Annotated in this window: 14 protein-coding genes; 1 reads left to right on the plus strand and 13 read right to left on the minus strand. The window is 56.4% G+C overall.

What is annotated here, in order from left to right; translation table 11 throughout:
- Positions 1-56: 56 nt before the first annotated feature.
- The 12 genes from ABLU78_RS22100 to ABLU78_RS22155 all read right to left on the minus strand — a co-directional run bounded on the left by ABLU78_RS22100 (position 57) and on the right by ABLU78_RS22155 (position 11,206).
- Positions 57-1,529 (minus strand): sensor histidine kinase, encoded by a 1,473-nt coding sequence (locus ABLU78_RS22100; RefSeq protein WP_045359969.1) that lies wholly within the window; start codon positions 1,527-1,529, stop codon positions 57-59.
- Positions 1,526-2,242 carry a response regulator transcription factor gene (locus tag ABLU78_RS22105; protein ID WP_045359971.1) on the minus strand — a complete coding sequence of 239 codons (717 nt, stop codon included), beginning with the start codon at positions 2,240-2,242 and terminating at the stop codon, positions 1,526-1,528. The genes ABLU78_RS22100 and ABLU78_RS22105 overlap by 4 nt, the downstream gene beginning before the upstream one ends.
- Before the next feature lie 77 nt (positions 2,243-2,319).
- Complete coding sequence (rlmC, locus tag ABLU78_RS22110; protein ID WP_015704856.1) at positions 2,320-3,447, minus strand: 23S rRNA (uracil(747)-C(5))-methyltransferase RlmC; 1,128 nt, start codon at positions 3,445-3,447, stop codon at positions 2,320-2,322.
- Positions 3,448-3,489: 42 nt separating this feature from the next.
- The gene (locus tag ABLU78_RS22115) at positions 3,490-3,978 is read right to left on the minus strand and encodes a YbjO family protein (protein ID WP_015704855.1); all 489 of its coding nucleotides are present in this window, start codon (positions 3,976-3,978) and stop codon (positions 3,490-3,492) included.
- 182 nt (positions 3,979-4,160) lie between these two features.
- Complete coding sequence (gene potI, locus ABLU78_RS22120; RefSeq protein WP_015367524.1) at positions 4,161-5,006, minus strand: putrescine ABC transporter permease PotI; 846 nt, start codon at positions 5,004-5,006, stop codon at positions 4,161-4,163.
- A complete protein-coding gene (gene potH, locus ABLU78_RS22125; protein WP_015367525.1) occupies positions 5,003-5,956 on the minus strand; it encodes a putrescine ABC transporter permease PotH in 954 nt (317 codons plus the stop codon). The genes potI and potH overlap by 4 nt, the downstream gene beginning before the upstream one ends.
- A gap of 10 nt (positions 5,957-5,966) precedes the next feature.
- Positions 5,967-7,100 (minus strand): putrescine ABC transporter ATP-binding subunit PotG, encoded by a 1,134-nt coding sequence (potG, locus tag ABLU78_RS22130; protein WP_015367526.1) that lies wholly within the window; start codon positions 7,098-7,100, stop codon positions 5,967-5,969.
- Between the two features lie 123 nt (positions 7,101-7,223).
- Positions 7,224-8,336 (minus strand): spermidine/putrescine ABC transporter substrate-binding protein PotF, encoded by a 1,113-nt coding sequence (gene potF, locus ABLU78_RS22135; RefSeq protein ID WP_015367527.1) that lies wholly within the window; start codon positions 8,334-8,336, stop codon positions 7,224-7,226.
- Positions 8,337-8,666: 330 nt separating this feature from the next.
- The gene (locus tag ABLU78_RS22140) at positions 8,667-9,152 is read right to left on the minus strand and encodes a YbjN domain-containing protein (protein WP_015367528.1); all 486 of its coding nucleotides are present in this window, start codon (positions 9,150-9,152) and stop codon (positions 8,667-8,669) included.
- Between the two features lie 88 nt (positions 9,153-9,240).
- Positions 9,241-10,143, minus strand: coding sequence for a 30S ribosomal protein S6--L-glutamate ligase (rimK, locus tag ABLU78_RS22145; protein WP_045374099.1), 903 nt, complete (start codon positions 10,141-10,143; stop codon positions 9,241-9,243).
- Between the two features lie 66 nt (positions 10,144-10,209).
- Complete coding sequence (nfsA, locus tag ABLU78_RS22150; protein WP_015704853.1) at positions 10,210-10,932, minus strand: nitroreductase NfsA; 723 nt, start codon at positions 10,930-10,932, stop codon at positions 10,210-10,212.
- Positions 10,916-11,206 carry a YbjC family protein gene (locus ABLU78_RS22155; protein ID WP_015367531.1) on the minus strand — a complete coding sequence of 97 codons (291 nt, stop codon included), beginning with the start codon at positions 11,204-11,206 and terminating at the stop codon, positions 10,916-10,918. The genes nfsA and ABLU78_RS22155 overlap by 17 nt, the downstream gene beginning before the upstream one ends.
- 191 nt (positions 11,207-11,397) lie before the next feature.
- Between ABLU78_RS22155 and ABLU78_RS22160 the strand changes: the two genes are divergently transcribed.
- Positions 11,398-11,661, plus strand: a complete 264-nt coding sequence (locus ABLU78_RS22160) for a GrxA family glutaredoxin (RefSeq protein WP_015367533.1) — start codon at positions 11,398-11,400, stop codon at positions 11,659-11,661.
- Positions 11,662-11,667: 6 nt separating this feature from the next.
- On the opposite strand, the gene ABLU78_RS22165 is transcribed toward ABLU78_RS22160, so the two are convergent.
- Positions 11,668-12,051, minus strand: a complete 384-nt coding sequence (locus ABLU78_RS22165) for an inner membrane protein YbjM (protein WP_015367534.1) — start codon at positions 12,049-12,051, stop codon at positions 11,668-11,670.
- Positions 12,052-12,112 lie beyond the last annotated feature (61 nt).

Raw genomic sequence — 12,112 nt, forward strand, 5'->3', positions numbered from 1 at the left:
CGCTTCCCGGCTTACGGCGCAGCCGCCTGAGCCGGGTCTATCGGTAACGCCCCCCCTCACAGCGGCAGGGTAAACTGGAAACAGGCCCCTGCCGGTACTTCCAGCAGGCGAATTTCCCCCCCGTGCAGTTGCAGCATCCGGCGAACAATCATCAACCCCAGCCCGCCCCGTGAGGCGCTCTGCTGCCCCGGTTCCAGTACCGATGGCCGCTCAAACAGATTGGCCCGTAACTCACCGGCGACGCCCGGGCCGCTATCGGCCACCTCGACCACCACCTGTGCCCCCTGCTGGCGCGAGGAGAGACGAATTTCGCCCCCGTGCGGAGTATGGCGAATGGCGTTATCCAGCAGATTGGTTAATACCCGCTCCATCATCGAGAGGTCTGCCTCAACCAAAGGCAAGCCTGACGCCAATTCCAGGCGCAGACGGATTTCGCGGGTGGCAATCGCCAGATCGAATTTTTGCGCCACGTCCTGAATCAGCTCGGCAAGGATAAACTTTTCCGGCTGCGGCTTAATACCGCCATGTTCAAGGCGTGCCAGCTCAAATAGCTGCTGCGACAGATGACGAACTTTATTTCCCTGGCGTAGCGCGATATTCAGATACTGCTTACGCTCCTGCGCCGTCAGGCGATCATCCTTTAGCGATAACGTCTCCAGATATCCCAGCAGCGAAGTGAGCGGCGTGCGCAGGTCATGCGAAATATTGGCAATAAATTCCCGGCGCTGACGATCGCTATCAGCCAGCCGATCCCATTGCCCGGCGATCTGCTGCGCCAGTTCGATAAAGCGGTTATGCAGCAGCGCCACTTCATTTCCGGGATGCGGGTCCGGCGCCTGCGCCGCCAGCGCTTTGATTGCTCGAATGCTGTCGCTGTCTCCGGCTGCCACCTGCGCCGTCAGCTGGCGTACCGGGCGTGTTACCCAATACCACGCCAGGCCGCCGGCCAACAGGCCAAACAGCGCCACCAGCAGCAGGGTCCATAGCAGCAGGCTCCACAGCGTCTTCTGCCAGGCGTTTTGTGCCAGTTCATTAAAAGTTTCGCCCTGCAGGATAATGTAGAGATAGCCACGTAGCTGGCCGTCAAGGCGCAGCGGCGCGGCGCTAAACACTTTTTGCTGGTCCATGCTGCGCGGATCGTCACCATAAATTGGCCACGCGCCGCCGGAGAGAAACGCCTGCACCGGCGCCATGGCAATGCGCTGGCGTTTAATGTGCCCCGGCGGCGCGGCATCCGCCAGCAGCTCGCCATCCGGCGAAACGAGGTACAGCTCGACGCTTGGGTTAAACACCATCAGACGGTCGAATAGTGGTTTCAACACCGCGCGATCGACCTCGCCGCGCGCGTTGAGCAGCGGCTCGCGGGCGGCGATCTGCTGCGCCAGACCGGCTGAAAGCCGTTGCACCATGACGTTACCGTACTGCGCGCTGCTATAGAGCTGGAGTAGACAAACGGACAGCGCACACAGCAGCAGCAAGGCGATAAACACCAACGATAACCGCTGGCTGAGGCTGAGTCGGCGGATCATGACTGCGCCCCGGCGCTATAGGGCGCAAATTTATACCCCTTCCCCCAGACGGTAAGAATAATGTCCGGCTCTGCCGGGTCGCGCTCTATTTTCGTACGCAGACGATTAATATGCGTGTTGACCGTATGTTCATAGCCTTCATGCTGATAGCCCCAGACGCTATCCAGCAGCGCCAGACGCGAAAAAACTTCACCGGGATGGCGGGCAAAGTAATAGAGCAGATCGAATTCGCGCGGCGTGAGGTCTACCAGTTCACCGTGCAGCCTGACCTCCCGGGACAGCGGGTCGATATTCAGGCCGTGGCAGGCGATACGTCCGGCATCCATCAAGAGATTTTGTCCCATCGCTTCCTGACGGCGGAAAACCGCCTTCACCCGGGCAATCAGCTCCAGCAGAGAAAAAGGTTTCGCCAGATAATCATCGGCCCCCATTTCCAGCCCCTGCACGCGCTGGGTTTCGCTGGAACGGGCGCTAATAATAATCACCGGTAGATAGCGCGTTTGCTGACGGATGCGACGGCAAATCTCCAGCCCGTCGACGTTGGGCAACATCAGGTCAAGAATCACCGCATCCCAGACGCCGTTATCCAGCTGGCGCAGCGCCTGCGCGCCGTCCGCCTCGTGCACGATTTGATACCCTTCATCCTGCAGATTCAGGCGCAACAAAGCCGCAATATCATCATCATCTTCCACCAGCAGGATTTTTTTACTCATCAGATTCGCTCCACGAATTTCACGCTCGTTTCATAAAGCTTACCCGATTTCAGCCGCTTAAAGAGTTCACATTTTGTTTAAACTTCACGAACCAGCAGCGTCAGCACTTCATAATGCGCGGTATGTGGAAACATATCGAACAACTGCACCCGCTCAAGGCGATAGCCCTGCAGACGATCAATATCTGCGGCCATCGTCCGGGCGTTACAGCTCGAATAAATGATATACGGCGGCGCCATGCGGCTTAGATAATCGCACAGTTCGGCGCCGATGCCGCGCCGCGGCGGGTTGACCAGCACCAGCTGTGGAATATCGTCTTCATGCGTCGCGAATTGCGTGGAATCCAGCGCCTGAAAATGAAGATTGGTTAATCCCAACTGGGCCGCGGATTGCTTCGCGCAGGCGATGGCTTCCGGGGCGATTTCGATACCGGTAAGGCGCATCTGCGGGGTTGCGCAGTGCAGGCCGAAACCGCCGACGCCGCAAAACAGATCCCACATGTGGTTGACCGGCAGCGCGCGTACCCAGTCGCGGGCGGTAGCATAGAGCTGGCTCGCCACCGTCGGGTTGGTCTGGAAAAAGCTTTGCGGGCGGATCCACAGCGGTACGCCGTTAAAGTTCTCCGCCAGCGCCTGTTGATCGCTGAGGAAAATCTCCTGCTCCCCTTCCATGATAGCCATATGCACGGGCTGAATATTGGCGGTAATCACCTTTAGCTGCGGCAACTGCTGCTGTAACCACGGCAGCGCGGCGCGCAACTGTTCAAGCTTTGCCGCAGAGCGCAGAACGAAACGCAACATCATGCCGCCGTGCTGGCTTTCTGTCAGCAGCAAATACTTCAGTTCGCCGCGCTTGCGGGCAACGTTATAGGGGGTGAGTCCGGCGCGGGCGATAAACGGCTTCAGCGCGGCGAAAACCGGTTCAAAACTCGGCGGATACAGCGGACAATCGGTGAGATCTTCCGGCGTGCCATCACGATGCAGCATGCCTAGCAGCGGGCGCTCTACGCTACCGCTTACGACCATTTTCGCTTTGTTGCGAAACGCCGTCTCCGGACCTGAAACCGGAGCAAGCCATGTCGCCGCTGGATGACCCGCCAGCAGTTCGCGCAGGTTAGCCATTTTATCGGCGAGCTGTTGCGTCAATGGCAATTCCAGCCACTGACAAGAACGGCAGCGGCCCGCGTCGTAAAGTGCGCAATGCATAAGAAGACCTTCAAGAAAACCGGGGCGGGGATTGTATCACCATTATTGCAAGCGGAAAAACCGTCGGCACGACGCAGGGATAAACAATAGCGCCAGCACCAGCAGATCCGGCAGCTTCTGCAGAAACAGCGCATGGAGAATTTCCCGCTTTGACTCCCCGGCCACGCTGAACAGTTCTGGATAGCCGTAGCCAATCGAGGCCGCCCACAGATAAGAGATGACGATAATTTGCGTCAACAGGTAGAGCCAGCGCGCCCAGTTGCGGCCTTTCACCAGCGAAAAGGCGCACCAGATCTCGATAAACACCAGCGCCAGGCTCGCCAGAAACACCAGCGTCAGGGCCCAGGTTTGCACGCTACGATGGACAAAATCGGCAATCCCCTGCACGCCAAGCTGATTGAGGATCATTAACAGGTCAAGACCGCGAATTAAGATAATAGCAAAGGCCGCCACCTGTACCAGCGCAGGGACGTTAAGACGAGCATGAGACGATCGAGTTTTTGTAAACAATCCCAACGTAAAGTCATCCATGAAAACGGCGCCACGAGTGCGGCGCCAATGTTAACTCTATTGCAGAGATTATACCCTAAATAATTCGAGTTGCAGGAAGGCGGCAAGTGAGTGAATCCCCAGGAGCTTACTCTAGTAAGTGACTGGGGTGAACAAACGCGGCCAACGCACATGCAGCTTGAAGTATGACGGGTATAGGGGGTTCAGCCCCTTCTTGCACGCTGGATATCACGCACTCGCTGCTTTTCTGCGCGAGCCATTAAATACCAGGCGATAAAACCGACAATTCCCACCACGCCGAGGATTAAGGTCGCCAGGGCGTTAATTTCCGGGTTAACGCCCATCCGCACGCTGGAGAAAACCAACATCGGCAGCGTCGTCGCCCCCGGCCCGGAGACAAAGCTGGCAATCACCAGGTCATCAAGAGACAAGGTAAACGCCAGCAGCCAGCCGGAAATGACCGCGGGCATAATCATCGGCAAGGTTATCACGAAAAACACCTTCAGCGGCGCGGCGCCAAGATCCATCGCCGCCTCTTCGATTGACCTGTCCAGCTCGCGCAGACGTGAAGAGATCACCACCGCCACGTAGGCAGTACAGAAGGTGACATGCGCCAGCCATATCGTCAACATGCCGCGATCCGATGGCCAGCCGATGGAATGCCCCAGCGCGACGAACAGCAGCAGCAGCGACAGCCCGGTAATCACATCGGGCATCACCAGCGGCGCGGTGATCATAAAAGCAAAACCGTTGGAACCGCGAAAACGGCCAAAACGCACCAGCACCACCGCGGCAATCGTGCCAAGGATCGCCGCCGCCGTCGCCGCGCAGGCGGCAATGGTCAGGCTTAACCCCACCGCGCTCATCATCGCGTCATCATGAAATAGCTCGCTATACCAGCGCGTCGACCACCCCGCCCATACCGTCACCAGCTTCGAACTGTTAAATGAATAGATAACCAGCATCAGCATCGGCGCATACAGGAAGGTAAAACCGAGCACGAGGATCAGAATCCGCCATGGCGAACGTACTACCGGTAAGTCATTCATCCATGATCCCCCATCTGTTTTTGCTGATGCTTGTGGAACCACATGATCGGCACGATCAGCAACAGCAACATCACAATCGCCACCGCCGATGCTACCGGCCAGTCGCGGTTATTAAAGAACTCCTGCCACAGCACGCGGCCAATCATAATGCTGTCGGGGCCGCCGAGCAGTTCCGGGATCACGAACTCGCCCACCGCCGGAATAAACACCAGCATCGAACCGGCGATAATGCCGCCTTTTGTTAACGGAACAATCACCTGGAAGAAGGTCTTTAACGGCCTGGCGCCGAGATCCAGCGACGCTTCCACCAGCGAATAGTCGATACGCGTCAGCGCGGTATAAATCGGCAGCACCATGAACGGCAGGTAGGCGTAAACGATACCGATGTACACCGCCAGGTTGGTATGCAAAATCTCCAGCGGTTGATCGATAACTCCGAGCCACAACAGGAAGTTATTGAGCACCCCGTTGCTTTTCAGCAGCCCCATCCAGGCGTAAACGCGAATGAGGAACGAGGTCCACGAAGGTAATATCACCAACAGCAGCAGGATATTTCGCGTCGACGGCTTGCTATGCGCCACCGCCCACGCCAGCGGATAGCCCAATAGCAGACAGCAAAAGGTGGAAATTGCCGCCACCTGCAGCGACTGCAGATAAGCCTCAAAGTACAGCGGATCGTCGGTCAGTTGCAGGAAATTGCCGAGGTTGAGCGTCAACGTCAGTTGACCGTCGGCCCACGACAGTAACTCGGTATAGGGCGGGATCGCCCGCGCCATTTCGGCCAGACTGATTTTAAAAACGATCAGGAATGGCAGTAAAAACAGCAGGATTAACCACAGATACGGCAGCGCAATCACCAGCTTACGCCCGTGAGCCATCTGCTGGCGCGCCAGCCACAGGGCAAAACCGCCGGGCTTTTTGCCGCCGGCTGGAGGTTCTAATGTGCTCATCGCCCTCTCCTTACACCGTCAGAACAACGCAGCTATCGGCATCCCAGCACAAGCGAACCTCATCACCCCAGGTCGGCATTCCTTTCCGATGGCGATGCTCATTTTGCAGCTGCGCGCTGATCATCTGCCCGCTTTTCAGACGGACATGATAGATAGACAGATCGCCGAGATAAGCGATATGGATAACCTCGCCTACCGCAAAGTTAAAGCCGTCTGCCGGTGGTTCGTCACAGAGCATGATTTTCTCCGGACGCAGCGCCACCCAGACCGGCACGTTATCCACCACCGAGGCATCCGGATCGACTTTCAGCGGATGCACCAGCCCCGGCGCATTCAGTACCAGGCCATCTTCCAGCCGCTCTTTGACCAGCCCTTCGAAGACGTTTACCGAGCCGATAAACTCGGCGCTATAGCGGGTCGTCGGATGTTCATAGATCTCCTCCGGCTCGCCGATCTGCACGAACTTACCGCGGTTCATGATGGCGATACGGCCCGCCATGGTCATCGCCTCTTCCTGGTCATGGGTGACCATCACGCAGGTGACGCCGACGCGCTCAAGAATATCCACTACCTCAAGCTGCATCCGGTCGCGCAGTTTTTTATCCAATGCGCCCATCGGTTCATCAAGCAGCAGTAATTTCGGCCGCTTCGCCAGGCTTCGCGCCAGCGCCACGCGCTGACGTTGGCCGCCGGAAAGCTGGTGCGGCTTGCGTTTGGCGAACTCCTGCATATGCACCAACGCCAGCATCTCCTGGACGCGGGCGTTAATCTCCGCCTTTGGCAGCTTGTCCTGCTTAAGACCAAAGGCGATATTTTGCTCCACCGTCATGTGGGGAAATAGCGCGTAAGACTGGAACATCATATTGATCGGCCGCTGATACGGCGGCACGCGCGCCAGGTCGACGCCATCCAGCACAATCTGCCCGGCGGTGGGCAACTCAAAACCTGCCAGCATACGTAGCAGCGTCGATTTCCCGCAGCCGGACGCGCCCAGTAAGGCAAAGATTTCGCCTTTATAAATAGTGAGGTTGACATCATCGACGGCGTGTTGCCCATCGAAGGATTTGGTTAAATTACGGATTTCCAGCAGCGGGGTCAGCGCTTTGGGGGCTTTCGCCTGTGGGCGGGGCATTGCGTCATTCACTCGGGTGCTCTCCGGCAAATACAATCACCGTATGGCCCGGTTGCCATACATTCTTCAGTTCTATGTCCGCCAGCGAACAGCAGGTCAGACCTTTACAGGCCCGGCGTACCGGGCCTGACGGCGTTATTTTCCGCTTTTCACTTTGGTCCACGCGCGGGTGCGCACGCGGTCAATCTTCGGATCCTGCACCTTGAGGGTGAACAGCTTGGCGAAGACATCCTCTGGCGGGTAAATCGCCGGATTGTTGCGGATGTCGGCGCTGACCAGCGGCGTCGCCTCTTTGTTAGCGTTAGCGTAGTAGACGTGATCGCTGATATGGGCGATGACCTCCGGGCGCAGCAGATAGTTCAGGAACTGATAGGCTTCGTCTTTATTTTTGGCATCCGCCGGCATGGCGAAGACATCAAAGAAGGCCAGCGCCCCCTCTTTCGGAATAAAGTAGGAGATATTGACGCCATTCTTCGCCTCTTTCGCGCGATTCGCCGCCTGCCAGACATCGCCCGCCCAGCCGATAGCGACGCAAATATCACCGTTTGCCAGGTCATTGATATATTGCGAAGAGTGGAAGTAACGGATATTGGGCCGCAGCTTCAGCAGCAGATCGGTTGCCGGTCCGGTGTAATCATCGGCTTTGGTGCTGTTTGGATCTTTGCCGAGATAGTTCAGCACCGTCGAGAAAATCTCTTCGGGGGCATCAAGGAAGGAGACGCCGCAGCTTTTCAGCTTCTCAAGGTTTTCCGGCTTAAGCACCAGATCCCAGCTGTTCAACGGTACGTCTTTACCCAGCGCCGCTTTCACTTTATCGACGTTATAGCCGATGCCGGTGGTCGCCCACATGTATGGCATCGCATATTTATTATCGGGATCGTGACGCGCCACCAGTTGTAAAACTTTCGGGTCGAGGTTTTTCCAGTTCGGCAGTTTGCTTTTATCCAGCGGTTGGAATACCCCGGCCGCCAGCTGGCGTTCAAGGAAGCTTGCCGACGGCACCACCAGATCGAACCCGGTGCTGCCGGCCATTAATTTACCTTCCAGCACCTCGTTGGAATCAAATACGTCATACACCACTTTAATACCGGTCTCTTTTTCAAAATTGGCAACCGTGTCCGGCGCAATATAATCAGACCAGTTATAAACGTGCAGCGTTTTTTGTTCCGCTGCGAGCGAGCCGGCAGAAACGGCCATCAGCGCACCCGTAATCACACCTGTTAACCATTTTTTACCCAAGGCGGTCATATCTCTGTTTCCTTCTCAAGGCCCGTTAATTCACGGACGCAATAGACGAACCTGAACGCATGCAAGAATCATGCATATTTTTCATTGCCTGAGATAAGGAGAGGAAACCTCTCCCTGATTGGCTGCCCGCAAAAGGACGCCTCGCCAGAATAACTGTAGCCAGAATAAGAGGATATAGCCCAGGCAAAAAAACGCCCTGGATCATATTTCCAGCCAATAAAGGTCTACGAGATAAAAGCGAAGCGCTAAAACAGCAGTGAATAATTCTTTAAAGACGGGTTTGAGACAGAATAAATAAGCAACCGCCATCGCAGCGGCTGCTTTTATTAATTAGTGCAGAAAATGGTATTGCACTTCTTCGGCTGCGGCCTCTTCTTCCTGCTCTTCCGCTTTATACAGCAGTTGATTGGCGCCGGCTTCCAGAATGACCATCGAGACCTGCTCTTCGCTCTGGCGGAAGAACCAGGCAAACTGTTCGAGAGTGACGCCCGCGCCAACGGGCAGCGCCTGGCAGACCACCAGCTTCGGCAGGTTATCATCCTGAATATCAAGGAACGCTTTTACGGTCAGCGAACTGGCGTTAATCGCCGACAGATCCGCCGACAGCGGCAGCAGCGCAGAGGGCTTCACTTCCGCCAGCGCCGAAAACAGCACCACGTTGTCCAGCAGGTCGATTTTGGCATCGAAAATACCGTCGAAATTCTGCATATGCGGCAGGTGCAACGCCTGGCAGGAGTCGCACTCAAAAAAACTGATGCCTAACTCGTCGAGCCAATGACGTAATGTATCAAGACCCGGAACGACCAGTGAATCCATAGTGCCTGTGACCTCTTGCTGGATAAAAAACGACGCATAGCTTACGCAAAAAATGCGTCGCATTCCATGAAAGGATAACGAAGTGACGCTACCCTCCCATTTTTAGACAATATCCAGGCGTGGCCTGGCGCTCGATCCACGCGATCATTCGCCCGGCAATATCGACGTGAGTGGTGGTTTCAATCCCTTCCAGCCCCGGCGAGGCGTTAACTTCCATCACCAGCGGACCGCGGTGGGCGCGCAGAAGATCCACGCCAGCCACGTCCAGACCCAGCGTTTGCGCCGCTTTAATCGCCATCTCCCGCTCCTGATCGCTGATCGTGGCCGTAGTGGCGACGCCGCCGCGGTGCAGGTTAGAGCGAAAATCGCCCTCCTTCGCCCGCCGTTCAATCGCCGCCACCACCTCATCGCCAACCACCAGGCAGCGGATATCGCACCCTTTTGCCTCAGCGATATATTCTTGCACCAGAATGTGCGCATTGAGGCCCCGGAAGGCGTCAATCACGCTTTCCGCCGCCTGTCGCGTTTCCGCCAGCACCACGCCAATCCCCTGCGTCCCCTCCACTAACTTCACCACCAGCGGCGCGCCGCCGACCATGGCGATCAGATCGCTGGTGTCGTCCGGCGAGTGAGCAATACCGGTGACCGGTAGATCGATTCCCTGACGCGCCAGCAACTGCAGCGAGCGCAGCTTATCGCGGGCGCGGGTAATCGCCACCGACTCGTTTAGCGGATAGCTGCCCAGCAGTTCGAACTGCCGCAGCGCGGCGGTGCCGTAATAGGTGATCGCCGTGCCAATACGCGGAATGACTGCATCAAAATGGGGCAACTGTCGCCCTTTGTAGTGAATCGAGGAGGCAACCGGGCTGACGCTCATATAGCAGGAGAGCGGATCGAGGATCTCGACCTGATGCCCGCGTTTTTGCGCGGCTTCACGCAAGCGGCGGCAAGAATAAAGCGTTCCATCCCGGGATAATATAGCGATTTTCACCCAACACCTCTTAGAAAATAACTGGCGGCCAGCACTCTGCGTTTGCAGGTTGAAGTGTATAGGGAATCAGCGCGTTGCCCAGCCCTGTTTATGCAAATAATCGAGAATAAACGGCCGGCTCTCTTTGATGATGGTGCGGCGGATATGATCGCTCCAGGTATCGCGGCGGGTATTGCTGCCGCGCGTCAGATAATAGTCCGCCAGCTGTTCGTCATACTGCGCCAGCACCTGTTGATCAAGCGGCTGGTAGTGATTCTCATGCACCAGCATCGCAGGCGGGATACGCGGCTTAACCTGCGGGTCGTCAGCAGGCCAGCCAAGGCACAGGCCAAACAGCGGCAACACGTGTTTCGGCAGCTGCAGCAGCTCGGTTACCGCGTCAATGTTATTACGCAGGCCGCCAATATAGACGCCGCCTAATCCCAGGGATTCCGCGGCGATTAAGGCATTCTGCGCCATTAGCGCGGTGTCGACGACGCCCAGCAGCAGCTGTTCAGCCAGTCCCAACTGCGCTTGCGGGCAAATTTGCAGGTGGCGGTTGAAATCGGCGCAGAATACCCAAAACTCCGCTGCCTGCGCCACGTGCTGCTGGCCGCCGGTCAACTCAACCAGCTGCTCACGCATCTGCGGGTCGGTAATGCGAATAATCGAGGTACATTGTAAAAAGCTGGAGCTGGAAGCCCCTTGCGCCCCGGCAATGATCGCCTCACGCTGTTGGTCGCTAATCGGCGCGTCGGTAAAATGGCGGATGGAACGGTGGTTACGCAGCAGATCAATGGTCGGCGTCATGGTGTTTTTCTCGTTCGGACGGGGTAGAAGATGAGGTCTTATTATCGGTCAACTGCGGCGCGACAATTTTCGCTATTCGCCACATTAAGGCTATCGCCGCCGGGATCATCAGCAGGATCCCGGCAAAGATCATGATGAGCGCCGCCGTCGGGCTGGCAAATGGCGCAGGCAGTTGAACATACTGGTTTAATGACAGCCAGGCCAACGTCAGCAGCGCCATGCCGACGAGCTCAACAATCAGAATACTTTTGGGTAATGCGGCAGGCGATCGCATAACGCTCCTCAATATACTCATGCCGCGCACAGCGCATCGCTGGCGCATCTGTATAGGGTCTTGCAGCAGATGATATTGATCAAGCATAACCCGCAACCATCGCTATAAAAGGTAAAACCTTCTTCCCCTTGCTAACGGAACGCGGCATCATAGCCGCATTCGCCATCCGGCTGAGATTTAAGGAGAGAAGCATGTTTACCGTTATTTTTGGTCGCCCAGGTTGCCCGTACTGCGTTCGCGCTAAAGAACTGGCTGAGAAACTGAGCACCGAGCGCGATGACTTCAGCTATCGCTACATTGATATCCACGCGGAAGGCATCAGCAAAGCCGATCTGGAAAAAACCGTCGGTAAGCCGGTAGAAACCGTACCGCAGATTTTCGTCGATCAGAAACACATCGGCGGCTGCACGGATTTCGAAGCCTGGGCGAAGGAAAATCTCGGCCTGTTTGCCTGAGAGACTTCACTCTTCCGTTGAGTGCCTGCGTCTGGCGTCCAGCCAGACGCAAATAAATAAAAAGCATAGCGCCCCGAGCGCGCACCAGAAGACCGCGCTAAAAAGCCACGCCAGTTCCTGCCAAAACGATCGATGAGTAATAAAGAACATCCGCATCACCACCAGACAAACCGGTGCCGCCAGCATGGCGCCAATCAGCGGACGTATGACGCGCCTTCCGGGGGATAAACAGCTCGCCACGGCGCCAGGTAGCACAAAGAACAGCAGTCCAAGCTCGGGGTTGCCCGTTTGCCGAAAAGCCCCTTTCATATGCAGCAACAGCGATAAACAGACCACAATAAACAGAAAGAACCCACAAATTATACCGGCCCACGCGCGCTCAGATTTCACGACATCCTCCTGATTTCGCCTCTAACTATCTTTCACTTCATCCAGTCAGAAATAGCATTCT

The sequence above is a fragment of the Klebsiella sp. JN_Kp122 genome, from assembly GCF_040062085.1.
Classification (GTDB): Bacteria; Pseudomonadota; Gammaproteobacteria; order Enterobacterales; family Enterobacteriaceae; genus Klebsiella; species Klebsiella aerogenes.

Bases quoted from the DNA above. Each gene is read 5' to 3' on its own strand.
- ABLU78_RS22100 (WP_045359969.1), bottom strand. From the start codon at position 1,529: ATGATCCGCCGACTCAGCCTCAGCCAGCGGTTATCGTTGGTGTTTATC.
- ABLU78_RS22105 (WP_045359971.1), bottom strand. From the start codon at position 2,242: ATGAGTAAAAAAATCCTGCTGGTGGAAGATGATGATGATATTGCGGCT.
- rlmC (WP_015704856.1), bottom strand. From the start codon at position 3,447: ATGCATTGCGCACTTTACGACGCGGGCCGCTGCCGTTCTTGTCAGTGG.
- ABLU78_RS22115 (WP_015704855.1), bottom strand. From the start codon at position 3,978: ATGGATGACTTTACGTTGGGATTGTTTACAAAAACTCGATCGTCTCAT.
- potI (WP_015367524.1), bottom strand. From the start codon at position 5,006: ATGAATGACTTACCGGTAGTACGTTCGCCATGGCGGATTCTGATCCTC.
- potH (WP_015367525.1), bottom strand. From the start codon at position 5,956: ATGAGCACATTAGAACCTCCAGCCGGCGGCAAAAAGCCCGGCGGTTTT.
- potF (WP_015367527.1), bottom strand. From the start codon at position 8,336: ATGACCGCCTTGGGTAAAAAATGGTTAACAGGTGTGATTACGGGTGCG.
- ABLU78_RS22140 (WP_015367528.1), bottom strand. From the start codon at position 9,152: ATGGATTCACTGGTCGTTCCGGGTCTTGATACATTACGTCATTGGCTC.
- nfsA (WP_015704853.1), bottom strand. From the start codon at position 10,932: ATGACGCCGACCATTGATCTGCTGCGTAACCACCGTTCCATCCGCCAT.
- ABLU78_RS22155 (WP_015367531.1), bottom strand. From the start codon at position 11,206: ATGCGATCGCCTGCCGCATTACCCAAAAGTATTCTGATTGTTGAGCTC.
- ABLU78_RS22160 (WP_015367533.1), top strand. From the start codon at position 11,398: ATGTTTACCGTTATTTTTGGTCGCCCAGGTTGCCCGTACTGCGTTCGC.